The organism is Streptacidiphilus sp. PAMC 29251 (assembly GCF_054208735.2).
In genome coordinates this window covers 3839602-3864275 of record NZ_CM135725.2, presented here as the reverse complement: position 1 = coordinate 3864275, position 24674 = coordinate 3839602, and the positions used below count along the sequence as shown (strand labels likewise).

Sequence of the window (24674 nt, the reverse complement as noted above, 5' to 3'; positions counted from 1 at the left end):
GGGAGTCAGCCATGACCACTGCCGCTGCCGTTGAATCGACCACCTATCTGGAGCTCTCCGAGGAGGGCGCCGGGGCGCACAAGTTCTATGAGGTCCGCCAGGTCGGCACCGAGGTCACCATCTGCTTCGGGCGGATAGGCGAGCCCGGGCAGACCCGTGCGGCCGGCTACCCCTCGGTGGAGAAGGCCGCTGCCGCTGCGGCGCGCAAGGTCGGCGAGAAGGTGCGCAAGGGGTACGCGCCGGCCGTGCGCGGGGTCAGGCAGCGGCGTTCGGTGACCCGGCGGGAGATCGTCAGTAGCCGTTCGACGGCCCGTCAGGCCCCGGTGCTGTGGCGGTTCTCCTCGGGTGCGGCGGCCTTCGGCATCTTCGTCGGCGAGGAGCACGCCTGGGTCGGCAACCAGCGCGGCGACGTCTTCACGCTCACCCACGACGGGGTGGTGACCGGCCGGTTCGGGCTGCCGGAGGGGGTCAAGTGCATTGTCGCGGACGACTTCTGGATCTACGCGGGCTGTGACGACGGACGGGTCTACGACCTGGGCGGCAAGGTGCCGCACGTCGCCTATGAGATCGCCGACGACGTCGACATCTACTGGCTGGACATCCATGACGGGGTGCTCGGCGTCTCCGACCGGCAGGGCGGGGTCACCACCGTCGACCACGAGGACGAGTTCCAGTGGCGGCGCGGCGGCGGCAGCAGTGGTGGGAACGGCAGCGGTGGCGGCCACGGCTGGATGGTGCGTTGCGACGACGAGGGCGTCTACCACGGCGACTCCCGCGGCGTGACCATGTACGGGGCCAGGGACGGCGCCCAGGGCTGGCACACCGGGACGGACGGGTCGGTGCTCTTCGGCTGGCAGGAGCCGTCCGAGGTCTTCGCCGGCACCAGCCGGGGCTGGGTCTACCGGCTGGCGAAGGCGGACGGCGCGGAGCGGTCGCGCTACCGCTGCGACGCCGCCGTGTTCTCCTGCGCCACTTCACCCGACGGGCGCTATGTCTTCGCCGGGGACAACCACTCCTCGGTCTACTGCTTCGCCGCCGACGGCACCCGACTGTGGAAGCTCGGCACGGGCTGCGGCTCGGCCTACTCCATGCAGTACCGGGACGAGCGGCTCTACATCGTCACCACCGACGGCTCCTTGGCCTGCATCGATGCCAGCGAGCACGCCATTCAGGAGGCGGAGGGCGGCCGACTGCCGCAGACCGCGGACATCAAGGCCACCGGCTGGGAGCGGGTGGTGCCCTCGGCGGAGGTGGAGACGGTGGTCACCGTCTCGGCGGGGGCGGCGGGGGCGGCGGGGGCCGCAGGCGCCTCGGGCGGCGTGGTGGTGGAATGCGTCCAGGACGGCAGCCGGACCAGGATCCGGGTCATCTCGCCCGGCTACGAACCGAGTTGGCGGGTGCAGTTCCCCAAGGACATCCGGATACCCGGCGCCCGCTATGTGGTGACCGAGGTGCACGCCTCCGCCCGCGGCGGCTTCTACCGGGTGCGCGGCGACATCAAGCGGATGCTCTGAGGTCGGGCGGGGCCGGTGGGTCGGTCCGGTCCCACGCGTGGGCGATCCAGGCGTCGACCCGGGACCACTGGTCGGTCAGCCACTCCTCCTGCGCGGCGCGCCCGGCCGGGACCTCGGCGGCGGGGACCCGCCACCAGCCCGCGCGCAGCGGTTCGCTGAGCGGGACCCCGCGCCAGACGTGGGCCGGCGAGTCCATCCGGTCCAGGCCGGTGTGGGCGACGAAGACGACGTCCGCGTGGGTGGTCTCGGCCCCGCCGAGCAGGGCCAGTGAGCCCGGCATCCGCGGCGGCAGCACATGGTGCTGCCGCTGGGCGCGGGCGGCGCGGCGGAACTGGCCGGTGCGGCGGAGCCAGGCGATGGCCCGGCTCCGGCGCTGCTGGGTGAAGTTGCCGCCCTCGGGGAACAGCACCACCGCCTGCCCCGGACGGAGGTCCGCAGCGAGGGCGCCGATCGCCCGCGCGGTCGCCTCGCCGCCCCCGCCGGGCGGGACGAAGCAGTGCGGCACCCGGTTGATCAGGACGTCCAGGATGGGATCCCACTGCAGGAACTCCTTCAGCACCACCTGCGGTCGCAGCCCGGCCTCGCAGAGCACCGCGTGCACCAGCAGGATCGAGTCGCCGGGGCCCGCGTGCCGGGCGAACACCAGCAGCGGGGACGGCGGCTCGTCGCCGAGCGGTGGAATCGGCGGCCGCACCGTCGTCCGCAGCCCGAAGACCCGTCCGGCGACGCCACGGAGGAAGCCCAGCAGCCGGGCCAGCAGGGCGTAGCTGAGGGTCTGCAACCGGGCGTCCCGGGCCGGCTCAGGGAGGGGGAGGCAGCGCAGCCAGATCCAGCAGGCCGCGAGGACGCCGAAGAGGTCGGCGAGGAGGTAGAGCAGGAAGTAGGTCGAGAAGCGGAGCAGCCGTTGGCGCCGCCCGACCAGCAGGGTGATCGGCCAGGTCAGCACGCCCAGCAGGACCAGCACGAGCGCGGGGACCAGTAGCAGGACGAGCAGGGGCAGCGTCAGCAGCCGCCTGCCCGCCGTCCGCAGCCGCCTCGGCACGGCCGGCCGCCGCACCGCAGGGCGGTTCAACGGGCGGCCAGGTAGGCGGCCGACGCCTCATAGGCGCGGTCCATCCGCTGCGCGGAGAGGCCGAAGTCGCGGTGCCGCAGCTGTGCGGCCGCGCCAGTACGGCCGACCGGGCCGCCGCTGGGCAGGACGTGCACCTCGACGCCCGGCGGAAGGTCCTCCATGTCCCGGGCGAAGCGGTGTCTGCGGGCGATCTCGAAGGAGACCGAGGCCACCTCCCAAGGCAGCCGCGGCACCCGCAGCGGCTGTTCGATCCGGCCGACCTGGAGCACGTAGACGGTGCGGGCGCCCAGGGCCACCGCCCGGCCCACCGGGATGCTGTTGGTCAGCCCGCCGTCCAGGAAGTGCTCGCCGTCGACCTCGACCGGCGCCAGCAGTCCGGGCACGGCGCAGGACGCCAGCACCGCGTCGACCAGCGACCCCTTGCTGAACCAGTGCTCCGCGGCCCGCTCGATGCTGGCCGCGACGCACTGGAACGGCACCGGCAGCTGCTCGATCCGCTCGGCCGGCAGGTACTCCTCCAGGAGCCGGCGCAGCGGGGTCGAGGAGTAGAGATGGGTGCGGCTGCGCGCGGCCACCTGGACCCGTCCCAGAACGGAGCCGGAGAACACCCCGGAGCGGCCGAGGCTGCTCCACAGCCCGGCCAGCTGCTCCACGGCCTCGGTGGTGGGGTTCGCGGCGACCACGGCGCCGTTGATCGCGCCGACCGAGGTGCCGACCACCAGGTCCGGCCGTACTCCCGCTTCCAGCAGCGCCCGCAGCATCCCCACCTCGCAGGCCCCGAGCGCCCCGCCTCCGCCCAGCACAAAGGCGCAGGTGCGGGGCAGGTCGGACTCGGTCTCGGTCTCGGTGGCGTCAGGCATTCCCCATCCCTTCCCTGCCTGCGCCGGGAAAATCAGATCCCGGTCAGATCCCAGGAGGAGGAGTCTCGGCCAGGACGAGCCGGACTCCGGGCAGCCCCCGGCTCCAGTCGGCGGCGATCCGGCCGAGCCGGGCCTCGCTCGGGGGCGTACGGCCGAGGCCGATGGCGTAGGAGCAGGACGTCGGGCCGGCCGGGAAGGGGTTCGGCCACGCCTGGGCGTCGGGTGATCCGGCGTCTGCGAGGGCGGCGAGCAGGGCCCGGACCCGGCCTCTGATCCGGCCGAGGGTCCGGATGAACTCCTCGGCGTCGGTTGAGTCCAGGGACAGCACTGCCCAAGCGCTATGACGATCCGTCATGGAAGGCGGAGCGGCGTCCGGCTGCTCCCAGGAGCGGTAGAGCTCCTGGGTCAGCAGGTCCAGGGTGGCGGGTGTGACCTGCTCGGTGCAGCTGCGGACCGGCTCGCTCGGGGTCAGTACGGAGACCGCTGCGGCGGATCTGCTGACGCTGTGGGGTGCCAGCGACACCGGTTCGCGCCAGTCCCAGGCGGCCCAGCTGCCGAAGAAGTACGGCAGCAGCTCCTGGGGGGACAGGTGGGGGGCATCGCGTACGGTCCGTGCGGCCAGCACCGACCAGGCCAGGCCCGGCAGGCCGCCGAAGGGGGCCGAGTCCAGCCCGCGTGCCTTCGCCCAGGCCTTGACCTGCCGGGCCAGCACGGCGAATCCAGCCGGATCCGCCACGACTGCGGCGGTGACCGCCTCCGCGTCGCTGACCGCGCTCAGCGCGATCGCGGCGGCCTCGCCCAGTTCGGCCCGGCGGGCGACCGCCTCGGCCGGCGCGAGGGAGCCGGTGGCGACCACGACCAGGTCGACGGCCAGCTCCCCGGACCGCAAGCGCAGGCCCGGCACCCGCGCGCCGGTCACCTGGCGGATCCCGGTCGCGTCGGGCAGGGCCGCGGCCAGCCTGGCCTGGAGCCACGCCAGGTCCACCCGGCCGGGGAGCGCGGCCACCAGGTCCAGATCCGCCCCGGCCAGGGCGCAGCCCGTCCGCCGCGATCCGACCAGGTGCACCACACCCTCGGGCAGGGCCTCGGCGACGGCACGGGCCAGCTGCCGCGCCCGGGCCTCCTCGGCCGGGTTGCTCGGCGCGGCCGACAGCGTGGCCATGGGAGGCTCCGCCACCGTGCCGCCGGTCGTCAGCTCGGCCTGGACGCCGTAGTGGTCGGAGGGGTAGAGCCCGTCCGCAGTCGGTGTGTTGCCGCGCAGCACCGCCGCCGTCGCGCGCGGTCCGCCGGTCCGCAGCAGGATCCGGTCCAGCCGGGAGACCCGGCCGGACAGCGAGGAGACCGCAGCCAGTGGGTTGACGGTGGGATCGAAGGTGGGGGTCCGGTCCTCGGGCCCGTGCACCTCGCTCCAGGCGTCGCGCAGCCCGAGCACGGCGGCCGGTCCCTCGGGTCCGTCCCGGCCGTCGTTGAAGTCGCCGACCAGGATCAGATCGCCGTCCACCCCGGCCAACACCTCGGCCAGCCGGGCGAGTTCGGCCTGCCGCAGGTCCGCCCCGCGCTCGGAGTGGTCGCTGCTCAGATGAGTGGCGCCCACCACCAGCGGCCCAGCTCCGGTCAGCACGGTGAGGGCGGTGACGGCCTTGTGCGGGCCAAGGCTGTGCCGGGCCGCCTCGCGGACCGGCAGTCGGCTGAGCAGCAGCAGCCCGGTGTCGTCGATGTCCTTCCCGGACGGGTCGGTGCCCAGGGTGTAGCGGGCCCGGACCCAGGGGGAGCGCAGCAGCAGACCGGCCAGGTCGGCCTCGACCTCCTGCAGCGCGATGACGTCCGCGTCCGCCGCCTCCAGGGCGGCCAGCAGCAGCGGACGGCGGCGGGCGGTGGCGATGGCGGCGCTGTCGTAGCGGTCCCACAGGGTGTTCCAGGTGAGCACCCGCAGCGTCGTCGCCGTGGGCGCCACCACCGGGTCATCCGCGCTGGTCGGACGCCAGCCCACGGCCGGGTCCCAGATCTGCGGCGCCACCGCGGTGAAGAACGGCGCGCGGAGGCGGCGCGGCTCCCGTACCCGGCCGGCCTCGGTCGCGTCGATGCGGTCCATGCCGGTGGCGCGGTCCCACACCACTTCGCCGTCCGCCTCGATGAACAGCACCCGGTGCCAGGGGATGTCGCCGCCGGGGACGAACGCGGGCAGCGGGACGCGCTTGGGAGCGGCCCCGCGCCGGTTCACCCCCAGCACGAACCTGGCCGGGTCGAACTGCGGATCCCAGCGCACCCGTTGGTAGATCTCGTCACTGGTGCGCACTACGGCTCCGTTCCATCGGTGTCCTCGACCGCCCCGCCGGGGCCGACGTACCAGGTGCGTGCTGCCTGGCCGGGGTAGGGCGGCGCGAACCGGTGCAACTGCGCGGTGAGCGCCTCCGGCGGCAGCGGGTCGGCCCGGACAGAGTTGCGCCGGAACAGTTCCTCCTCCTCGACCAGCAGCACCGCGTGCGTGGTCAGCGCATTGCGGCGGTGTGCGACCGCGTGCACCAGGGAGCGCTGGTGCTGGTTCAGCGAGGTGGCGTCCCAGAGCGTGGTTCCGCCTGCGGCCAGGGCGGCGTCCAGCTGGTCCAGCCCCTCCCTCAGGAGCTCAGGATTGGCGCGCTGGTCGGCGCGGGAGCCACGGGCGGAGCGCAGGTCGTCCAGGGAGATCCGGGTGTCGATCCCCTTCAACTGCGCGGCGAAGCTGGACTTTCCGCTACCGGACGGCCCGACCAGGTGCACCAGCCGGGGGAAGTCCCCGGAGCGCCAGCGCCAGGTCGCGGCGACGGCCTCGTCGACGCCGAGGATTCGGCCCCGGCCGGCGCAGGCGTCGCGGGCCTCGGCCCAGCAGCGGTCCGCGGCGGCGGGGTCGAGGTCGGCGAGCGCCTCGCGCAGCCCGGACCGCAGCGGCCGCAGCGGCGCTTCGCCGAGCAGCCCCGCCTCCTCGGCATGCAGGGCGGACCATTCCACCTGTTCCCGGGCCACAGCGGTCTCGCCGGCCGGGCGCCCGGCCAGGACCGCCCCGGCGACGGCGTGCAGCACGCCCAGATCGGCGGCCATCGCCAGCCGGACCAGTCCGCCCGGCCGCCGCTCCTCGGGATAGGGCAGTTGCAGACCGGTGTGCAGCCCGACCAGGTCCGCGACGGCCCGCGACAGTGGCATCCCGAGCGGGGCCACCAGCTGGGGCATCAGCTGCCCCGGTAGGCGCCGTGCAGCAGCGCGGCCAGGACGCCGGACAGTCGGGCGTCCCCGGTCCGTCCCAGCAGGTCCAGCCTGGCGGCGGCCTCGGCCACGACCGGCTCGGCCTGCTCCGTCGTGGTCGGCAGCGAAACCCCGCCGAGGGCGGCCAGCAGCTCCGGGACGGAGGCCGCGCCGCCGGAGCGTACGGTCCATAGGGCGGCGGCCGGGCCCAGGCCGTTCTCGACCACGGCGGCGTGCATCCAGTGGGTGTCGGTCTGCACATGTCCGGGCCGCACCCACTTGGCCACCCGCTGCCCGAACTCGGCCCGGTCGAAGCCTGCGGCCGTGCGCACGACGTAGCCCTCCTGCCGGGCCGGGTCCAACCGCAGCGCCCGCAGCGCGCGTTCGTCGAACTCGCCTCGCCAGAGCACGCTGGGGGTGGGGATCCCCAGCCGCCTCAGGTAACGGACGGTCAGATCCCAGTCCAGGCAGCGGTCCTCGTCGTCCCAGACCGAGAAGCCGTAGAACCAGCTGTCCAGCTCCCGGTAGGCGAGCGAGTGCCGGGCGAAGAGGTTCTCGCCGCAGATCCGCCAGCCGTCCGGGATCATCGGGCCGACCCGTCCCTGCAGGCTCTTGACCCAGGTCCGGGACGGGTGGTGGGCCGAGTCCAGTGAGCGGGCGTGCAGGCCGTCCCGGTAGAGGGTGGTGTTCTCGCCGTCCAGCTTCTCGGTGACCACCACCTCGCGGCCCCGCAGCCCGGCCGTCCAGGCGCCGCCGCCGACCCGTACGTCGTCCGCCGCCACCCCAGGTGACCAGGGGAGATGTGGCGTACGGGGGTAGTGCGTACGCACGGTGTGCTCCCAGCGACGACGGTCTGTTCCGGTCACCCACTGTAGGAGCCACCGCCGCGGCGGAGCCAACGAAATACCGCCGGCCGCCCCCAGCAGGAGCTGGGAACGGCCGGCAGTCAGGAGCTTCCGGTCAGGTCAGGTCAGGGGTAGCTGACCACGTTGACCGGGACGGTGCCGGTGGGTGTCACCCCGCCCGTGTCATTGATGACATGGGTGATGGTGCCGACGTAGCCGAGCGAGACGGTCAGCGCGTCGTGGAACTTCACGCCCGCCACATTCGGTACTTCGAAGGCATGGTAGGAGTTCACCGCCGGATTGATGTTGAAGTAGCAGTAGCTGCCGAGACCCCACGCCTCGTGGGTGGTGACATTGGCACCCACCTTGTACGCGGCGTACCCGTTGACCCCGGTCGGGCTCATCCAGGCGGCCTGGTTCGGCACGTCGTACGGCATCTCGTTCTGGAAGAAGATGGTCTTGCCGTTCTGGCCGTTCCAGGTGACCTCGTACTTCTGGTAGTGCTCGACGAACAGCCCGGTCGCCTCGACATTGTTGCCGTTGACGATCAGTCCGTTGTCGGCGGTGTTGATGGTCCAGCCGACCGTGCCCGCGTTGCCGTGGTCGGCGCGCCAGGCCCAGATGTGGTCGATGATCGTGTCATTGCTGTTGACGATGATGCTGGTGGTCGCCTTGCCCGCGTTCTCGCCGCCGATCCGGAAGAACACGTCCTGGATCGTGGTGGGGTTGGCCGCGTGGCTCGCGGCCGAGCCGCTCGGGCCGACGGTCAGCAGCGCGGCCGAGTTGGTGGTTCCGGCGTCGAACAGCAGGCCCTTGAGTCGGACCCCGTCCACGTCGGCGACCGACATCGCGTTGACCCCGTTGTCGGGCACGAAGGTCGGGTAGCCGATGCCGAGGACGACCGTGTTGGCCTTGGTCACATTGAGCGTCTGGTTGAGGTGGTAGACACCCGGGGTGACGAACAGGTTGCAGCCCTGGGAGAGCGCGGTGTTGATGGTCGCGGCGGTGTCGCCCGCCTTCACCACGTAGAACTGGCTCATCGGGACCGAGGTGCCGGGGGTGCTGCCGTTCGCCCAGCTCGGGCCGGAGGCGTTGGTGCGGAGCGAGGGCTCGAACACCCGGTACTTGCCGGTGCTGTCGATGTACAGGTACGGCACGTCACGCGAGACCGGGGTGGTGGCCAGCGTGGTCTCCGGCGGGTTGGGGAAGGTGTTCGCCGGTGCGCCGGTGGTCCCCGAGAAGACCATGTTCCAGACGCCGCCGGCCCAGCTGCCGAGGCTGCTGTCCCGGGTGTACCACTGCTGCTGCGAGACCGACGCCATCTGACCCGACACCTTGGTGTCGGCGACGTAGCCGCCGCTGGCGTAGCCGTAGCTGGCCGGGTAGAGCTGCAGCCCGCCGTGGACGTCGATCCGGCGGAACGGCGCGGCCTGGGCCACTGCCCAGCGGTCGTTGCCGCTGCTCGGGTTGATGGCCAGGTTCTCGGCCGAGCGCCAGAAGTTCTGCGTGGCCTGCCCCGCGTCCTCGGTGTTGAAGGCGTCGACGGTGACGTCACCGTTGATGGTCACGTCGTCCGGGTTCTGCCCGAGGCCGGCCACCGAGGTGTAGAAGCCGACGTTGTCCTCGACGCTGTAGGTGCCCGGCTTGTAGAGGTCGGCCACCCGGTTCTCGGAGAACTGCGCGGTGTTGGTGTCCTTCATCTGCGCGAACTGGGCGTCGAGTGTCGCCTGGATGCTGGCGCTGGACATGGTCGGGTCGAAGATGTGGACGTTCGGGCCGAAGTTCGGGGTGTCCGACTGGGCCGGGCAGACCGTGGCGCCGATGGTGTAGGTCGCGCTCGCCGTGGCCGAGTTGGCCAGCCCCGACTTGGTGGCGATGGCGTTGATGGTGGTGGTCGCGGAGACGGTGATCGCCGCGCTGTAGGTGGCGGAGCTCGCGGTGGGGGCCGAGCCGTCCAGGGTGTAGTGGATGGCCGCACCGGAGGTGCTGTCGGCGAGGGTCACCGACTGGGCGGTGGCGAAGGTCCCGCCGCCCGGGCTGAAGGTCGGCGTGGCGACGGCGGCGGTGCTGCCGATCACATAGGCGGCGGTGGCCACCGCGGAGTTGGTGAGGCCGGACTTGATGCCGACGGCCTTGACCGTGGTGGTCGCCGAGACGGTGATCGGCGCGCTGTAGAGGGTGGAGCCGGCGGTGGGGGTCGAGCCGTCCGTGGTGTAGCGGATGCTCGCGCCGGAGGTGCTGTCGGCGATGGTCACCGACTGCGCGGTGGTGTACGTCCCGGCGGCCGGGGTGAAGGTCGGGGTGAGCACCGTGCCGGTGCTGCCGCCGCCCTGGGTGTACGTGAAGTGGGCGCTGTCGTACTGCGGCCCGTTCTTCTCATAGGTGAACCAGTACTGGATCACCGACCCGGCGGTCAGCGAGCTGACGGTCTGGGTCCAGGTGCCGGAGGTGTTGGTCATCCGGACGTTGAGCTGACCGCCGCCGTCGACCAGGTAGTGGACGTCGACGAAGACGGCCGGGGTGGTCGGCGTGAACGAGATCTGCGCCTGCGTCGTGTTCAGCTGGGTGACCGACTGGGTGAAGTCGGGCGAGGTGGTCGTGGTGCTGATGGTGTAGGTCGCGGTCGCCACGGCGGAGTTGGTGAGGCCGGACTTGATCGCGATGGCGTTGACGGTGGTGCTGGCCGAGACGGTGAAGGGCGCGGCGTAGAGGGTCGACGTCGCGGTGGGGACGGAGCCGTCCGTGGTGTAGCGGATGCTCGCGCCCGAGGTGGTGTCGGCCAGGGTCACCGACTGCGCGGTCGGGTAGGTGCCGCCGGCCGGGTTGAAGGTGGGGGTGGCGACCTGGGTGGTGCCGCTGCCGCCCTGGGTGTACGTGAAGTGCGGGGTGTCGTACTGGGGTCCGTTCTTCTCGTAGGTGAACCAGTACTCGATGGTGGATCCGGTGGTCAGCGAGCTGACGGTCTGGGTCCAGGTGCCGGAGGTGTTGGTCATCCGGACGTTCAGCTGGCTGCCGCTGTTCACCAGGTAGTGGACGTCGACGTAGACCGCGGGCGTGGTGGGGACGAAGCTGATCTGGGCCTGGGTGGAGTTCAGCTGGGCGACGCTCTGGGTGTAGTCGGACGCGTCCGCCGCGGCGGTTCCCGCGTTCGCGGCGAGCCCGAGCAGCGCGCGGCCAGGACGAGCACGACGGCGCTGAGTATCGCGACGGCCCGTTGGCGCGACCTCGGTCGCGTTCTTTTGGGAGAGGTGGATCTGCGCATGGGTGGGGGTCCTCTCGCCTGGGTTCGTGAAGTGAATCACCAGGTCGGCACGGAGGGAGCGTTGATGACACCTCTGAGCAGGATGCAAGCTCTCGCCCGACACAAGACCTTGGAATCTTTGCCCTGGAAGCGCTCTCAATCACCTGATACAGGAGTCCTGGATCCGTGAAGCAGTGTCATTCCAACGTGACCGGCCGTCAAGAAGTTGCGCAGAGTTCACCTTTTGAACGCTGAGCCGTTCTAGGCCTTCCCGCCTCCGAGCGTCCGGAAGCCGGGGTGGACGCCGGGGCTGAGCCCCTGCTGGTCGGCGATCCGCCGCAGCAGTGCGGTGAGTTGCCCGTGCTCCTCGGGGGTGAGGCCCTGGCAGATCTGCTCCTCGTGGGCCCGGCCGGCCTGCCCCAGCTCGCCGAGCAGCGCGGTGCCCTGCTCGGTCAGATGCACGGCGTAGAGACGCCGGTCGCCGGGGTTGCGCCGGCGTTCGATCAGGCCCCGGCCCTCCAACTCGTCCGCGAAGGGGACGAAGCGGCTCGGCGGCATGCCGAGGTCGCCGGCGAGTTCGCGCTGGCTGCGGCCGGGGGTGGCGGCGAGCAGCCGCAGCAGGCCTGCCTGAGGGGGCGTCAGGCCGATGTCGGCGATCCGCGCGGCGAAGACCGCTGCGGCATGGGCGCCGAGCTGGGCCAGCAGGAAGGCGGCGCCGCCGGTCCGGGCGTTCATGTTCATGGGGAGATAGTACTTCCTTGACAATCGTTCTGCTTTGTAATCATTATTGAGGGGAACGATTCTCCTGAGGAGGAACAATGTCAGCCACCACCCGCCGGCCCCAGTCGGGGCCGCCGCTGCTCGCCCCGGTCCTGGCCTATGCCGCGCTGACGCTCGGCGCCGTCATCGCCAACCGCTCCACCCCGCACCCGGACGCCTCCGGCCTCGCCGTCCTGCAGTACGCCCAGGCCCATGGCACCGCGATCAAGCTCGGCTCGTTTCTGCTGTTCTCCTCGTCGATTCCGCTGGTCATCTCGGCGGCCGTCCTCTACCGGCGGCTGCGCGCGCTCGGGATCACCGCCCCCGGCTCGGCGATCACCCTGGTCGGCGGGGTCCTCGCGGCCTCGGCGCTGACCCTGAGCGCCCTGTTCGCCTGGACCGGCGGCCGACTGTCCGCCGACGCCGGGCCTGCGCTGGCCCGGGCGCTGGCCGACCTGTCGTTCCTGGCCGGGGGCCCGGCGTATGTGGTGATGTTCGCGCTGCTGATCGCCGGGATGTCGGTGACCGGACTGCTCGCCGGGCTGCTGCCGCGCGTCCTGGCCTGGGTGGGGCTGCTGCTCGCCGCGGTCGGGATGCTCGCCTCGCTGAGCCTGCTGGGGACGGGCTTCCAGTACCTGCTCCCGGTGGTCCGCTTCGGCGGGACGGTGTGGCTGGTCTGGGCCGCCGCGGTGCTGCCGCGGACCCGGGTCCGTACGTCCGCCGTGGCCGCTCCGGTGGCGGTTGTCGAGGGGGTGACCGCATGACCGCGACCTACTCCGAGCTGTCCGGCCGTACCGTCCTGGTCACCGGCGGCTCGCGCGGCATCGGCGCGCAGACCGCGCGGGCCTTCGCCGGGCAGGGTGCCAAGGTCTGCGTGGTCGGCCGGGACCGGGACGCCCTGGACGCCGTCGTCGGCGGGATCACGGCCGGCGGCGGCACCGCGATCGGGGCGGTCGCCGACGTCACCGACAGCGCTGCGCTGGAGCGGGTACGGGCCGAGGTCGAAGCCCGGCTCGGCCCGGTGGACGTCCTCGCCGCCTTCGCCGGGGGCCAGGGCGCGCCGGCGCCCACCGCTGGGCTCACCGAGGAGCGCTGGCGCGAGGTCATCGACTCCGATCTGACCTCGGCCTTTCTGACCGTCAGGACGTTCCTGGGCGGCGCGGGCGGCATGGTCGAACGGGGCACAGGATCGATCATCACCATGTCCTCGGCCGCGGGCCGCCAGCCCAGTCAGGCCAACCTCGCCTATGGCGTGGCCAACGCCGGACTGGTCATGCTGACAAGGCAGTTGGCCACGGAACTGGGCCCGCACGGCGTCCGCGTCAACTGCATCGCCCCCTCCTCCATCGGCACCGAGAAGCTGCTCGCGCGGATGCCCGCCGCGGTCCAGGAGCAGGTCGCGGCGCTGCACCCGCTGCGGCGGCTGGGCAGCACCGACGATGTGGCGGCCACCGCCCTGTTCCTCGCCTCCGACGCGGCCTCCTGGCTGACCGGCCTCACCGTCGATGTGGCCGGCGGCCGGATCACCCACTGACCGTCGCGGGGTCGGCGGGGCCGAGTAGTCTGCTTGCGCCGGTGAGTGGTTGGTACGAGGGGGAGTGGCTCATGGCTCGACCAAGGACAGCTGTGGTGGTCGCGGCGTGCGTGCTCGGTGCGGCGCTGACGGTGTCGGGCGACGTCTATGCCGCCCACACCGTCCACAGCCACCAGCATCCGCCTGTCAGCGTGCTCCGGACCGACGGCGCTGCCGACGAGATCAGCGCGGACCTCCGCCAGGACCTGGCCACCGGCTTCTACTCGCCCGGGGACACCTTCGGCGGCCCCTTCACCGAGGGCACGCTGGTGAACCAGGCCGAGCAGCGCGGCGGGGTACTGCTGTCGCTGTCCGCGGCGGGGGGACAGAACCAGGCCGAGCTGATGCTCGGGCTGGACCAGCCCGGCCCGGGGGACCAGGACGTCAACTGCTACCGCGTCAGTTTCGGGGTCGGCTCCTGGTCGGTGGCGTGGGAACACGCGGCCTGCCCGGCCGATCAGGGCACCGTGGACCGCGCGCTGAGCCTCTACCGGGGCCGGGTGGACACCGCAGCCACCTCGCAGCGGCCCAATGACTTCCCGGCCACCCCGGTCGGTGCCGAGCAGCTGCTCCGGGCCCAGTTCGCCGCGCTGCCGGGCGCGGCCTCGGCGCCGGAGCTGCAACCGGCCACCACCTCGGCCGACGGGGTGCTGGCCGGCGCCGTCCGGGTCGACGGGATCTGCGACTACCTGCGGCTCGCCCCGTCCGCCACCATCAGCAGCCTGGTCGAGGTCTGGCCGGCGCCGCTGGACGACCAGGCCGACTGCGCCGCCACCCAGGCGCTGGCCGCGTCCGGCCTCTACGGCAGCGACCCGGCGGCCGAGGGCTGACCCGCAGGGGCTTCAGGGGCTTTCGGGCCCGTCCATGGTGCCCGGGAGGTCGAAGAGGCTGCTGTCGAGGGCGAACTCGGTCTCCTGCTGGGCCTCCTCGCGGAGCCGGTCCGCCAGGTCGGGCGGCGGGGTCTCCGCCTCGGTCGCCTCCTCGAAGATGAACTCCCGTCCGCTGACGATGAGTTCGATGCCGTCCGCGAGCACGATCTCGTCGCCGGGGCGCAGCCGCCGGTACTCGCCGGGCGGCAGCCGGAACTCCTCCGCGGCCGGGCGGACCCGGCGGATGGTGGTGCCGTTGCGGCTGGTGTCGCAGGCGCGGAGCTTCCAGCCGTCCCAGCGGAGCGTCACATGGCTGCGGCTGACCCGGCTCCCGCCGCCCTCGTCGCCGGTGTGCACCCAGCCGGCCAGCGCGATGCCCTCGCCGCCCGGCATCCGGCCCACGGCGACCTCCTGCTTGGGCGCCACCAGGAAGCGGGTCCGCACCGTGCCGTCCACCCGCGCCTTGACCTGGACCCGGCGCGGGTACGGGCCGATGTCGAGCAGCCGCAGCTGGTGGGTCGGGCAGAGCACCACGCCGTGGCGGTACTTGGGCACCGGCTGGTAGTCCCCGCGCTCGGTCCCGAACAGCGGGCAGTCCCCCTCCGGGCAGCTCCAGCGCCGGGACAGCAGCGCCCGGCGCGGTCCGGTGCCGCCGCTGCGGTCGTACATACCGGCGCCGAGCAGCAGGTGCTCCTCCTCCTTGCGGGCGATCTCCCATTCCCCCGGCACCGGCATCACCCGCCGCTCGACCCCCACGCCGACCCCGTCCGGGCCGGGGCAGGGCCGGAAGAAGCGGTCGGTGTTGCCCGCGATCCAGGGGTAACTGCGGCAGTACTCCTTGTAGTTGTCCCGGCTGACGACGGCCTGGCCGGTGGTGTCCGCCAGCTCGATCAGCCGGTCGTCGGCCACGTCCATCACCTCGATCAGCCCCTGCTGGTACCAGTGCCTGAGCGTGGCCCGCTCGTCGTCGCCGAGCCGCCGGTCACGCAGCAGCGAGGCGTCGGCCACGGCGTAGACCTGGACGGTCTCGTCCCGGGTGTATGCGATCAGCCCGTCGATCAGGCACACGAACCGCGCCAGATCGACCGGTCGGCCGCTGCAGAGGTCCGCGGTCTTCATCACATTGGACATATCCACGGCGAAGTCCGCAGCCGCAGGATCCAGGGAGAGGTGCGACTCTGTTCCCATGCCGGGCAAGCTAGCAGAGCCCCGCCCCACTCGGCAACCCCGCCGCCCGTTCGGCCCAGGGGATCACCGCGGGCCTGCCGTCAGCCGCAGTGCTCCCAGGGGTTCACCAGAGCCGCGCCGGTTCGCCGCTCGGCGGCTCGTCATAAGGGCGGGCGCCGAATTCCAGGCCCTCGAAGGGAGCCGAGAGGAGGAACTCCTCGAAGCCGTCATGCGCGGAAGTGGCCCAGCGGGTCAGCATGACTGGAAGCTCGTCCAGGTCGGTGACCGCGAGTTCGGCGTCGAAATGCGTGAGCTGATCCTCGGGAAGGGACTCCCGGATGTCGCGGATCGTCCGGAGCGGGTGCTCCGGCTGGGAGCGGTGCGTGGGCAAGGGATGGTCATGCGCACTGCTCATGGCATCCTCCGGATCGCTCGGTTGGTAGCCACAATACCGAGGTGGACGAGTGCTGGGGGCCTACCGCTGAGGCTCAAGTCCCACCCGGCGCTCGCTCTCCTTGATGCGGAGGTCGTTGATGCTGGCGTAGCGGCGGTGCATCAGGCCGGTGGGGGTGAACTCCCAGTTCTCGTTGCCGTAGCTGCGCCACCACTGGCCCTCGGCGGTGTGCCACTCGTACTCGAAGCGGACAGCGATGCGGTTGCCGGTGAAGGCCCAGAGCTCCTTGCGGAGCCGGTAGTCGAGTTCGCGCTGCCACTTGTCGCGCAGAAAGGCGACGATCTCGGTGCGGCCGGTGAGGAAGCGGTCGCGGTTGCGCCACTCGGAGTCCTCGGTGTAGGCGAGGGCGACCCGCTCGGGGTCGCGGGTGTTCCAGGCGTCCTCCGCGGCCTGGACCTTGGCGCGGGCGGTCTCCTCGGTGAACGGGGGCAGCGGCGGGCGGCTCTCGGACACGTCTGCGGGCATGCTGCTCCTCCAGGGTTGAGAACGTCCGTTCTCCCGTAGCCACGGTACGCTTGGAGAACGGTGGTTCTCAAGTGGAGGCGCGGATGGCGGTAGCAGCGGAACCGGCCCTGGTACGCGCCCGGGCCCTGGACGCGGCCGAGGCGCTGTTCTACGCCAGAGGCGTGCAACTTGTCGGCATGGACGAGATCCGCAGCGCCTCCGGACTCTCCCTCAAACGGCTCTACCAGCTGTTTCCCTCCAAGGGCGACCTGGTCGAGGCCTATCTGCGGCGCCGCGACGCCCGCTGGCTGGCCGCCCTGGCCGCCCATGTCGACGCCGAGCCCGACCGGACCGCCCGCCCGCTGGCCGTCTTCGACTGGCTGTCGCTGTGGTTCGCCGAGCCGGACTTCCACGGCTGCGCCTTCATCAACGCCTTCGGCGAGCTGGGGGCGACCTCGCCCGCCGTCGCCGACGCGGTGGCCGACCACAAGGCCGGCTTCCGGCTCTACCTCGCGGAACTGGTCCAGGACGCGTCCCTGGCCCAGCAGTTGGCCCTGCTCGCCGAGGGCGCGATGACCACGGCGGCGATCAGCCGCTCGACCGCCCCGGCCCGGCAGGCACGGGCCGCGGCGGCGGTGCTGCTGGCCGCCGCGGCCGGCTGAATCCACCATCGGCGGGCCCAGCAGGGGGTCAGGTGTTGAGGTAGGCCAGCACCGCGAGCACCCGGCGGTTGTCGACCTCGGACGGCGGCAGGCCCAGCTTGGCGAAGATATTGGAGGTGTGCTTGGTGACTGCCCCTCGCTCACCACCATCCGGGCCGCGATCGCCGCGTTGGAGCGCCCCTCGGCCATCAGCGCCAGCACCTCCCGCTCCCGCGGGGTCAGCGCGGACAGCGGTTCGGCCCGGGCGTTGTGGGCCAGCAGCTTGGCGATCACCTCCGGGTCCATCACGGTGCCGCCCGCCGCGACCCGGCGGACCGCGTCCACGAACTGGTCGGAGTCGAACACCCGGTCCTTGAGCAGGTAGCCGACCGCCCCGGTGCCGTCCGCCAGCAGCTCCCTGGCGTACAGCTGCTCGACGTACTGGGACAGCACCAGCACCGGCAGGCCCGGCGACTCGCGCCGGGCCTGGAGGACGGCCTGCAGGCCCTCGTCGGTGAAGGTGGGCGGCATCCGGACGTCGACCACGGCCACCTCCGGCTTCAGCTCCCGGAGGGAGTGAAGCAGGTCGGGGCCGTTGTCGACGGCAGCGACGATCTCGAAGCCGTAGGCCTCGAGCAGCCGGACCAGGCCGTCCCTCAGGAGGAAGAGGTCTTCGGCGAGGACAACACGCACGGCAGCTCCACAGTGATGGTGGTCGGCCCTCCCAGCGGGCTGCTGAGGGCGAGGACTCCGTCGAAGGTAGCGAGTCGGCGTTCGATCCCGCGCAGCCCGGTCCCCCTGCTGACGTCGGCGCCGCCGACGCCGTCGTCCCTGACGGTCATCAGCAGCCGGCCGTCGTGGTGGTGCAGGTCGATCCAGACGTGCTCCGCCTCGGCGTGCTTGCCGGCGTTGGCGAGGGCCTCCGCGGCGGCGAAGTAGGCGGCGGACTCGACCGGGGCGTCCAGCCGTCCGGGCAGGTCGACGGTCACCTCGACGGTGAGCGCGCTGTCCAGGGCCAGCGCCCGCACCGCGTCGCCGAGGCCCCGGTCGGACAGCACCGGCGGGTGGATGCCGCGGACCAGGTCGCGCAGTTCGGTGAGCGCCTTGGCGGAGGAGTCGCGGGCCTCCAGCAGCATGGCCCTGGCCTGCTCCGGGTTGTGCTCCAGCAGCTGCACGGCCGCCCCGAGGTTCATCCCCATCGCCACCAGCCGGGCCTGCGCCCCGTCGTGCAGGTCGCGCTCGATCCGGCGGAGCTCGGCGGCCTGGGAGTCCACCGCGTCGGTGCGGGTGACGGTGAGCTGCTCGACCCGCTGGGCCAGCAGCGCGGCCGGGGTGGGCGAGAGCAGCCTGGTGCTCCACCGTCCGTACCGGGTGAGGAGTTTGGGGGCGGACCAGAGGCCGAGGCCGATCAGCAGCACGCCGATCGCCGAGGTCGCCGCGACGTCGCCGGTGTGGCCCTTGTGCACATGCAGGAAGAGGTACCAGTCGTTGTAGCCGGCCCGGGTCATCGGCCCGGCGAAGGCGGTGATGACGAAGCCGTAGACGCCCTCCAGGATCAGCGCCAGCGGCAGCAGCGCCAGAAAGCTGCTGACGATCGGGTCGACCAGCAGCCAGAGCAGGTCGCGCCAGGTGGCGGCGTCGGTGAGGAGCCACTGGCAGCGGCGCCAGTAGCCGGCCCAGCCGTCCGGCCACCCGTCCGGCAGGTCGGCGGGGCGGGGACGGTAGGGGCTGGCGATCTCGACCCCGGTCCACTGCCGGAGCCGGTGTCGGCGCCGGTCGGCGATGCCCCGGACGGTGGCCATGGCGGCGGGCAGCAGGAAGACCCCGACGCCCAGTCCGAGGAACCCGATCGCCAGGGTGGCGAAGATCAGCGCCAGCATGCCCGGATACCCGAGCAGATGCAGCACCAGGCCCCGACGGGTGCTGGTGAGCCGCTCCCCGAGCCAGGAGCGCGAGGCGCGCCCCTTCGTCCGCATGTCATCGACCGTTGTCCCGCTCATGCTGTCCCCGCCCTCGTCGCCGCACTGTCCGAATCTGCTGCCCATAGTCTGCGGGGCGGGCGGCAGCGGACGCAGGGGCCCTGGGCACCGGATCCGGGGGTGGAGTTTCCCCCACCCTCGCCTCCCTTGCCGTCTCTGTGGTTCATCGGGCCCCAGAAGTCCACGTTGCCACCGGCCTTGGCATGCGTAGGGTATCCACGCGCAAACCGTGATCTGCATCACAGGCGATCCTCCGGCGAGGCCGGTCGTTGTTGTCCCCCCGCAAAGGGGGGACATATCTGACGTGCACGTATCAGTGTCCATCTGATGGACCACGGGGTGACGCCAAGTGTCTGCGTGTGTTCGAGCGGTGCAAATCGTTGGTTCGCTCGTGAGTGAATCAGGCGTTCGACGCGCTTGTCTGGTCCCGGGCCCGATCGCGAGCCCCGGCCGGCACTTGCGTTACCCGGTCGCACGCCCGACCCGAATCGAGTCCGATGAACTTCCCTCAGTTCCTCTCGCCCCACTCGCCCCTCGCCCGTGCCTGCGCCCGGTCCGGCACCGCTCGGGAGTCACGATGAACGAGGACTTCACCGGCTTCGGGCTGGAACCGGCGGACCGTGCCTGGCTGCAGGAGTGGTTCTCCTCGCTGGAGGACCCGCTGGGCCTGACCCTGGAGTGCCAGGCCTACATCGCGACGCACTACGCGAACTTCCTGGTCTTCGCGCAGACCATTCTGGAGGACGGCGAGCGGTCCCGTGCCGTGGCGCTGTCGGTACTGACCGAGATCGCCGCGGACTGGTCCTCCTTCACCCGCCAGGTCCCTGACACCGCGGCGGCAGGCTTCGAGTTGCTTGTCCAGGCGGTGGTGGTGGAGGCCCATCTGATGGGCTTGGAGCTTCCCTTCGACAAGCAGGCCCGGCTGGCCCGCCAACTGCTGGACGACATGCGGCAGTCACTGCAGGGGCCAGAGGCCGACACCGACGTCGGCCTCTACCGTACTTTGCGACTGCTGATGCCGCGTCAGTTCGACATCCTCATCCTCAAGGCCGCGGGGCGCTCCACGCTCTTCGTGGCATGGTTCCTGCAGACTGCCCCCAGCACCGTGGACCGCAACTACCACCGTGCCAAGGCCTACATCGGCGGCGAGATGCAGCTGCGGCGACTCGTCAAGCCCGACCTGCCCGCCCGTTCCCCCGGAGCCCGACGCCGCACGGGAGTCACCTCATGACCCAGCACTCCGACCTGGACGAGGCCGTCGAGCGCCTGACCGCTTTCGCCGCCCGCACTCGTGAGATCCACCAGGCGGCGGAGGCGGACGTCCCCGAAGCCCTGCGAACAATCGCGGCCCGGGTCAGGCAGGCCCGTGCCCGGGCAGCGGGGAACCGGTACCCCCGCAACGAGGCTCGCGACCTTCTCGACGAGGCCGCACGCACCACACTGTCGGCCCCCGGAGCGATGGCCGTCCTGGTCGGCTTCGCCCATGAGCAGGAACCGCCCGGGCGTCGGCAACAGCCCTTTACTGGCTCCCACCTCGACCTTGACCTGCAGATCGAGGGAGCCCTGCTGTTCGGCTGCCTGCTGCACCTGTCCGCCCACCCCATCAGCGCCTCGTTCTGGTGGAAAGTGGCCGCCGGCGCCGGCAACCGGACCGCCGCGACCTGCCTGTACCTGCACCGTGTCCTGCGGGGCGACAGTCGCGAGGCCTTCTGGTGGCTCACTCAGGCCATCGCCCTCGCCAAGCCGCACAACCCGCCACCCACCCTCCCCGCTATCAGTGGCTGGCCCCAGATCCTTCCGCATCTGCTCCCCGCTCCCGGACCGGTCCGCAGCACACCGGTGCCCTTCGCCCAACTCGCTTGCGAGCTAGACCGCCTGGTCGTGCGTCCGGGCCCGGACCCGGACAACGACGACCCCGCCATCGATGTGGACGGCATAGCCGCCTGTCCGGGCCCCAGCTTCACCCGCCGCCTCGAACAGGCCCTCGCCTGAGCACCGCTCGGACCGAGGCTGCTCCGACGACCCGCACGGTCAGTCACCACTGAACTCCGGGGTTGGGACGGTGAGGCCGTCCTGGCCCCGGTCCCGGGAGGCTCGCATGCATACGTTCGCGACCATTGCCACCACCACAGCAGGGGCGGGCACGGCTGGCGCCGTCCTGTACGGGGCGACGGTCATCATCGTCGCTCTGACGGCTGTTGCCGCACCCGACCGCCGGCGGCGACGCGATGCCCGGCAGGTCCTCGACCTCCTCCTGCGACCGCGCCGGCGGCCGCGGTGATCCAGGGCCTGAGGTGCCGGGCGGGCCGGCGGGCCCGGACGTGGAGACGGACCGCCGGGCCGGGGGTCGGGTCCCGGTTCGGCGGTCCGCCTGGTTCTGGGGGTCGCGGCTTGGATCAGCTCGCGGCGGGCGGGTAGAGCACCACGTTCACCGGGACGGTGGCGGTGCCCTGGGCCGGGTCGCCGACGTCGTTGATGACGTGGTCGATCACGCCGTCGCCGTTGAGCGAGACGGTCAGCAGGTCGTGGAAGACCACGCCCTTGGTGAGCGGGACCTCGAAGCTGTGGCTGACGTGGATGGTCGGGTCGACGTTGAAGAAGCAGTAGCTGCCCAGACCCCAGGCCTCGTGGTGCTTCACATAGTTGTCGACCTTGTAGGCGGCCCAGCCGAGGATGCCCTTGTGCTGGTAGGCGGCCTGGTTCGGCGGGTCGTAGGGGAGCTCGTTCTGGAACATGATGGTGCTGCCGTGCTCGCCGTTCCAGATCACGTTGTACTTCTGGAAGTGCTCCACGAACAGGCCGGTGGCCTGCACCTTGTCGCCGTTGACGACCACCCCGGTCTCGGCGGTGTTGACCGTCCAGCCGACGCCCGAGCCGTGGTCGGCGCGCCAGGCCCAGATGTGGTCCAGCAGCACGTTGTCGGCGTTGACCACCAGGGCGGTGGTGGCCTTGCCCGGGCCCGCGCCGCCGATCCGGAAGAACACGTCCTGGACCGAGGTCGGGTCGCCCGCGTCGCTCCAGCCGCCGCGCTTGTCGCCGACCTGGAGCAGCACCGGGGAGTTGTCCTCGCCGGCGTCGAACAGCAGCCCGGCGATCTGCACCCCCTTGGTGCTGGCCACGGTCATCGGGACGACCCCGCCGACCGGGCTGAGGGTGGGGAAGCCGATGCCGAGCACGATGGTCTCGGCGTTCTTCACCCGGATGGTCCGGTCGATCGTGTAGATGCCGGGGGTGAAGAGCAGGTGCTTGCCCTGGTCCAGGGCCTTGTTGATGCTGTGGACGGAGTCGCTGGGCTTGGCGATGAAGAACTTGTCGATGGAGATGGTCCGAGCGGCGGTGGGGGCTCCGCCGTTCCAGGTGGTCCCGAGCGCGTTGTGCCGCAGCCGGGGTGCCACCACCTGCCAGCGGCCCTTGGCGTCCACCGCGAGGAAGGGCTTCTCCCGGCTCTTCGGGCTGGTCGGCAGGGTGGTGTACGGGGGGTTGGGGAAGGACTGCGCGGGTGCGCCGATCACCCCGGCGAAGACCTGGTTCCAGACCGCGTTGGACCAGCTGCCGACCTGGCTGTCGCGAGTCAGCCACTGCTGCTGGGAGGCGTTGATCACCTGGCTGTCCACCACCGAGTCGGCGATGAAGCCGCCGCTGGTGTAGCCGCCCTGGCGCGGGAAGAGGAACAGGCTGCCCTTGACGTGCACCCGGCGGATCGGCGCGGCCTGGGACACCGCGAACCAGTTGATGCCGCCGGTGGGGACGATGGCGAGGTTCTCGACCGAGCGCCAGAAGTTGGTGAGCCCGTTGAAGCTGCCGTCGGACTGCTGCTGGCCCTCGACCCGGACCTCGCCGTTGATGGTGACGTCGTCGGGGGAGAGGCCGAGGCCGGCCACCGAGGTGTAGTAGCCGAGCTGGATGTCGGCGTTGTAGGTACCGGGCTTGAAGAAGAAGGCGAAGCGGCCGGTGCCGAACTCGGCCGGGACCTGCTGCGCGGCGGCGGCGTCCACCGCGGCCTGGATGGTGGCGGCCGGGGTGGTCGGATCGAAGATCTGGACGTTGGGGCCGAAGTCCGGGGTCGGCGGCACCTTGGGCGGCTTCGGCGCCTTGGCCGGCTGCGCGGCGGTTCCAGCGGCGGTACCGGCCGCGGCGGCGGGTCCGGCGACGGCCACGGCCAGCGGAATCGCGCTGGTGGCGAGGGCGGCGACGGCGAAGGCGCGGCGGCTCAGCCCGGCGCCGTCCCGCGGCCCGGCGAGTTGCGGTTCTGTATCGGGAAGTTCACTATCAGCGGCCCTGAACGGTGACATTTACGACGACCTGCCTTCTCCAAGTGAAGCCAGTGATGCGACGATGCGCGGGTGGCCGCCATCGCGGTAGAGCGCTCTCTCGGGGACGTACACTGCTGCCGGAGTGACGGCCTGTCAAGACTGAACACCGAGTTCCGGAACGATTGAACAGGGGTGGGAGCGGCAGCGGAAGACCCTTGGCGCGACTGGTCTGGAAGCGCTCTCAAGGGTTTCCGGCAAGGCCGCTGATGGGACGCGGTCGCTCCTGTACGTACGACCAAAACGTTCAAGTAGTGAAGGCAGGTGGTGGTCGACGCCTGCTCGGCCACCAGTTCGGCCGGTGAAGCGGGCTGCGCGGGGCGTTGCGCCCGGTCCGGGGCGGCGACAGTATCCAGAGAGAGGATGTAGGAGAGGGCAGGAGCTGATCGGTAGCTGATGAGCGGCAACAGTGGCTGGCTGGCGCGGGTCGGCGCGGACCCGCAGGCACGGGCGCGGGAGATCGGGCACGCCCACTCCGCCTTCGTCAGCACGCACAAGCTGGCCGCCGGGGCGGCCGGCACCGGGCTGCGCGAGGTGGTGGCCCAGTCCTGGCTGCGCTCCTCGGTCGCCCGGGTCGACCAGGCCGTCGACCCGCCGGTCACCCTCACCGACGGCGACCTCGCCGCCTACCGCGACTCGCACCCGCTGGCCCAGGTCATCGACGTGCTGCGGCAGATCGTCGGCACCGCCGCCGAGGACGGCGACCATCTGATGGCGGTCTCCGACGCGACCGGTCGGCTGCTCTGGGTCGAGGGCAACCGCACCGCCCGGGCCCGCGCGGCCAGGATCAACTTCGTCGAGGGCGCGCTCTGGGACGAGGCCCATGCCGGGACCAACGCCCCGGGCACCGCGATCGCGCTCGACCACGAGGTCCAGATCTTCGCCACCGAGCACTTCCGCCAGTCGGTTCAGGCCTGGACCTGCGCGGCCGCGCCGATCCACGATCCGGCGACCGGGCGGATCCTCGGCGTCATCGACGTCACCGGCGGCGACATCGTCGCCAACCCGCACAGCCTGGCCCTGGTCCGGGCGGCGGCGCGGGCCTGCGAGGCGGCGCTCTGGGTGCCGGGACGCCCGTCGGACGCCCCGCGGGAAACGGACCCGGTGGGCGGACGGCTGCGGGCGCTGGGGCTCAACGAGGGGGTGCTGCGCCTGGACGGGGCGCCCGAGGTCGGGCTGACCCGCCGTCACACCGAGCTGCTGATCGCGCTGACCCTGCATCAGCAGGGGCTCACCGGCGAACAGTTGACCTCCCTGCTGTACGGGGACTCGGCCAGCCCCACCACCGTCAGGGTCGAGCTGAACCGGCTCCGGCACGTGGTCGGCGGTCTGCTCGGATCCCGCCCCTACCGGCTCACCGGACCGCTCCAGGCCGACTACCTCGACGTCGCCGCCGCGCTGCACCGCGGCGACCTGGCCGGCGCGCTGGCCGACTACCCGGGCCCGCTGCTCCCCTCCTCGGAGGCCCCCGCCGTGGTCGGCCACCGGAACTGGCTCGACAGCCGGCTCCGCTGCGCGGTCCTCGCCTCGCCCCGTCCGGACCTGCTCCGGGACTGGGCCGAGGGGCCGGGGCTCCACGACCTCCAGATCTGGGAGCGCTACGCCGAGGCCGTCCCGTACGCGTCCCCGGAACGCGCGGTCGCCCTCGGCCGGATCCAGCGGCTGCGGGCCGAGTGGGGGCAGGACCTGGCAGCCCGACGGTGATCCACGGGCTGCAACGTTGCTGCAAC

19 protein-coding genes and 2 pseudogenes are annotated in these 24674 nt (G+C 71.9%); 9 read left to right on the top strand and 12 right to left on the bottom strand.

Translation table 11 applies throughout. The features are described from left to right. The first annotated feature begins 11 nt into the window (after positions 1-11). On the top strand, positions 12-1514 hold the full coding sequence (locus ACXKR8_RS18060) for a WGR domain-containing protein (RefSeq protein WP_458273937.1): 1503 nt from the start codon (positions 12-14) through the stop codon (positions 1512-1514). Here the strand turns inward: ACXKR8_RS18060 and ACXKR8_RS18055 are convergent. From ACXKR8_RS18055 to ACXKR8_RS18030, 6 genes and pseudogenes are all read right to left on the bottom strand, one after another. Then, the gene (locus ACXKR8_RS18055) at positions 1498-2571 is read right to left on the bottom strand and encodes a 1-acyl-sn-glycerol-3-phosphate acyltransferase (protein ID WP_462100571.1); all 1074 of its coding nucleotides are present in this window, start codon (positions 2569-2571) and stop codon (positions 1498-1500) included. The genes ACXKR8_RS18060 and ACXKR8_RS18055 overlap by 17 nt on opposite strands. An 11-nt stretch (positions 2572-2582) precedes the next feature. Then, complete coding sequence (locus tag ACXKR8_RS18050) at positions 2583-3446, bottom strand: patatin-like phospholipase family protein (protein WP_458273935.1); 864 nt, start codon at positions 3444-3446, stop codon at positions 2583-2585. Between the two features lie 43 nt (positions 3447-3489). Further along, on the bottom strand, positions 3490-5742 hold the full coding sequence (locus ACXKR8_RS18045; RefSeq protein WP_458273934.1) for a poly(A) polymerase: 2253 nt from the start codon (positions 5740-5742) through the stop codon (positions 3490-3492). Beyond that, positions 5742-7492: pseudogene (locus ACXKR8_RS18040) on the bottom strand (RNA ligase family protein). Before ACXKR8_RS18040 ends, ACXKR8_RS18045 begins: the two are co-directional and overlap by 1 nt. Before the next feature lie 140 nt (positions 7493-7632). Then, the gene (locus tag ACXKR8_RS18035) at positions 7633-10809 is read right to left on the bottom strand and encodes a chitobiase/beta-hexosaminidase C-terminal domain-containing protein (RefSeq protein WP_462100570.1); all 3177 of its coding nucleotides are present in this window, start codon (positions 10807-10809) and stop codon (positions 7633-7635) included. A gap of 200 nt (positions 10810-11009) precedes the next feature. Then, on the bottom strand, positions 11010-11489 hold the full coding sequence (locus ACXKR8_RS18030; RefSeq protein WP_458273931.1) for a MarR family winged helix-turn-helix transcriptional regulator: 480 nt from the start codon (positions 11487-11489) through the stop codon (positions 11010-11012). A 77-nt stretch (positions 11490-11566) separates the two neighbouring features. On the opposite strand from ACXKR8_RS18030, the gene ACXKR8_RS18025 reads away from it, so the two are divergent. From ACXKR8_RS18025 to ACXKR8_RS18015, 3 genes are all read left to right on the top strand, one after another. After that, complete coding sequence (locus tag ACXKR8_RS18025) at positions 11567-12271, top strand: DUF4386 domain-containing protein (RefSeq protein WP_458273930.1); 705 nt, start codon at positions 11567-11569, stop codon at positions 12269-12271. After that, positions 12268-13041: an SDR family NAD(P)-dependent oxidoreductase gene (locus tag ACXKR8_RS18020; protein WP_458273929.1), complete on the top strand. Its 774-nt coding sequence runs from the start codon at positions 12268-12270 to the stop codon at positions 13039-13041. Before ACXKR8_RS18025 ends, ACXKR8_RS18020 begins: the two co-directional genes overlap by 4 nt. Before the next feature lie 71 nt (positions 13042-13112). Continuing rightward, positions 13113-13910 carry a hypothetical protein gene (locus tag ACXKR8_RS18015; protein WP_458273928.1) on the top strand — a complete coding sequence of 266 codons (798 nt, stop codon included), beginning with the start codon at positions 13113-13115 and terminating at the stop codon, positions 13908-13910. A gap of 12 nt (positions 13911-13922) precedes the next feature. Here ACXKR8_RS18015 and ACXKR8_RS18010 read toward each other — a convergent pair whose 3' ends face one another. The 3 genes from ACXKR8_RS18010 to ACXKR8_RS18000 all read right to left on the bottom strand — a co-directional run bounded on the left by ACXKR8_RS18010 (position 13923) and on the right by ACXKR8_RS18000 (position 16035). Further along, the gene (locus ACXKR8_RS18010) at positions 13923-15137 is read right to left on the bottom strand and encodes an FHA domain-containing protein (protein ID WP_458273927.1); all 1215 of its coding nucleotides are present in this window, start codon (positions 15135-15137) and stop codon (positions 13923-13925) included. A 103-nt stretch (positions 15138-15240) separates the two neighbouring features. After that, on the bottom strand, positions 15241-15531 hold the full coding sequence (locus tag ACXKR8_RS18005; RefSeq protein ID WP_458273926.1) for a hypothetical protein: 291 nt from the start codon (positions 15529-15531) through the stop codon (positions 15241-15243). 60 nt (positions 15532-15591) lie between these two features. After that, entirely contained in the window at positions 15592-16035 is a 444-nt protein-coding gene (locus ACXKR8_RS18000; RefSeq protein ID WP_458273925.1) for a nuclear transport factor 2 family protein, read from the bottom strand. An 83-nt stretch (positions 16036-16118) separates the two neighbouring features. Between ACXKR8_RS18000 and ACXKR8_RS17995 the strand changes: the two genes are divergently transcribed. After that, positions 16119-16676: a TetR/AcrR family transcriptional regulator gene (locus ACXKR8_RS17995; RefSeq protein WP_458273924.1), complete on the top strand. Its 558-nt coding sequence runs from the start codon at positions 16119-16121 to the stop codon at positions 16674-16676. Positions 16677-16704: 28 nt separating this feature from the next. Here the strand turns inward: ACXKR8_RS17995 and ACXKR8_RS17990 are convergent. After that, positions 16705-17348 (bottom strand): annotated as a pseudogene (locus ACXKR8_RS17990) (response regulator). After that, positions 17312-18631 carry a sensor histidine kinase gene (locus tag ACXKR8_RS17985; RefSeq protein WP_458273922.1) on the bottom strand — a complete coding sequence of 440 codons (1320 nt, stop codon included), beginning with the start codon at positions 18629-18631 and terminating at the stop codon, positions 17312-17314. The pseudogene ACXKR8_RS17990 and the gene ACXKR8_RS17985 overlap by 37 nt, the downstream one beginning before the upstream one ends. A 580-nt stretch (positions 18632-19211) precedes the next feature. Here ACXKR8_RS17985 and ACXKR8_RS17980 point away from each other — a divergent pair. The 3 genes from ACXKR8_RS17980 (at position 19212) to ACXKR8_RS17970 (ending at position 20915) form a co-directional block, all read left to right on the top strand. Further along, positions 19212-19865, top strand: a complete 654-nt coding sequence (locus ACXKR8_RS17980; RefSeq protein WP_458273921.1) for a hypothetical protein — start codon at positions 19212-19214, stop codon at positions 19863-19865. Continuing rightward, positions 19862-20626: a hypothetical protein gene (locus tag ACXKR8_RS17975; RefSeq protein WP_458273920.1), complete on the top strand. Its 765-nt coding sequence runs from the start codon at positions 19862-19864 to the stop codon at positions 20624-20626. The genes ACXKR8_RS17980 and ACXKR8_RS17975 overlap by 4 nt, the downstream gene beginning before the upstream one ends. Before the next feature lie 106 nt (positions 20627-20732). Continuing rightward, positions 20733-20915, top strand: a complete 183-nt coding sequence (locus tag ACXKR8_RS17970) for a hypothetical protein (RefSeq protein WP_458273919.1) — start codon at positions 20733-20735, stop codon at positions 20913-20915. A 115-nt stretch (positions 20916-21030) separates the two neighbouring features. On the opposite strand, the gene ACXKR8_RS17965 is transcribed toward ACXKR8_RS17970, so the two are convergent. After that, a complete protein-coding gene (locus tag ACXKR8_RS17965; RefSeq protein WP_458273918.1) occupies positions 21031-22926 on the bottom strand; it encodes a coagulation factor 5/8 type domain-containing protein in 1896 nt (631 codons plus the stop codon). A 414-nt stretch (positions 22927-23340) separates the two neighbouring features. On the opposite strand from ACXKR8_RS17965, the gene ACXKR8_RS17960 reads away from it, so the two are divergent. Next, positions 23341-24648 carry a helix-turn-helix domain-containing protein gene (locus tag ACXKR8_RS17960; protein WP_458273917.1) on the top strand — a complete coding sequence of 436 codons (1308 nt, stop codon included), beginning with the start codon at positions 23341-23343 and terminating at the stop codon, positions 24646-24648. The last annotated feature ends 26 nt before the right edge of the window (positions 24649-24674 follow it).

Bases quoted from the DNA above. Each gene is read 5' to 3' on its own strand.
- ACXKR8_RS18060 (WP_458273937.1), top strand. From the start codon at position 12: ATGACCACTGCCGCTGCCGTTGAATCGACCACCTATCTGGAGCTCTCC.
- ACXKR8_RS18050 (WP_458273935.1), bottom strand. From the start codon at position 3,446: ATGCCTGACGCCACCGAGACCGAGACCGAGTCCGACCTGCCCCGCACC.
- ACXKR8_RS18030 (WP_458273931.1), bottom strand. From the start codon at position 11,489: ATGAACATGAACGCCCGGACCGGCGGCGCCGCCTTCCTGCTGGCCCAG.
- ACXKR8_RS18025 (WP_458273930.1), top strand. From the start codon at position 11,567: ATGTCAGCCACCACCCGCCGGCCCCAGTCGGGGCCGCCGCTGCTCGCC.
- ACXKR8_RS18020 (WP_458273929.1), top strand. From the start codon at position 12,268: ATGACCGCGACCTACTCCGAGCTGTCCGGCCGTACCGTCCTGGTCACC.
- ACXKR8_RS18015 (WP_458273928.1), top strand. From the start codon at position 13,113: ATGGCTCGACCAAGGACAGCTGTGGTGGTCGCGGCGTGCGTGCTCGGT.
- ACXKR8_RS18010 (WP_458273927.1), bottom strand. From the start codon at position 15,137: ATGGGAACAGAGTCGCACCTCTCCCTGGATCCTGCGGCTGCGGACTTC.
- ACXKR8_RS18005 (WP_458273926.1), bottom strand. From the start codon at position 15,531: ATGAGCAGTGCGCATGACCATCCCTTGCCCACGCACCGCTCCCAGCCG.
- ACXKR8_RS18000 (WP_458273925.1), bottom strand. From the start codon at position 16,035: ATGCCCGCAGACGTGTCCGAGAGCCGCCCGCCGCTGCCCCCGTTCACC.
- ACXKR8_RS17995 (WP_458273924.1), top strand. From the start codon at position 16,119: ATGGCGGTAGCAGCGGAACCGGCCCTGGTACGCGCCCGGGCCCTGGAC.
- ACXKR8_RS17985 (WP_458273922.1), bottom strand. From the start codon at position 18,631: ATGCGGACGAAGGGGCGCGCCTCGCGCTCCTGGCTCGGGGAGCGGCTC.
- ACXKR8_RS17980 (WP_458273921.1), top strand. From the start codon at position 19,212: ATGAACGAGGACTTCACCGGCTTCGGGCTGGAACCGGCGGACCGTGCC.
- ACXKR8_RS17975 (WP_458273920.1), top strand. From the start codon at position 19,862: ATGACCCAGCACTCCGACCTGGACGAGGCCGTCGAGCGCCTGACCGCT.
- ACXKR8_RS17970 (WP_458273919.1), top strand. From the start codon at position 20,733: ATGCATACGTTCGCGACCATTGCCACCACCACAGCAGGGGCGGGCACG.
- ACXKR8_RS17965 (WP_458273918.1), bottom strand. From the start codon at position 22,926: ATGTCACCGTTCAGGGCCGCTGATAGTGAACTTCCCGATACAGAACCG.
- ACXKR8_RS17960 (WP_458273917.1), top strand. From the start codon at position 23,341: ATGAGCGGCAACAGTGGCTGGCTGGCGCGGGTCGGCGCGGACCCGCAG.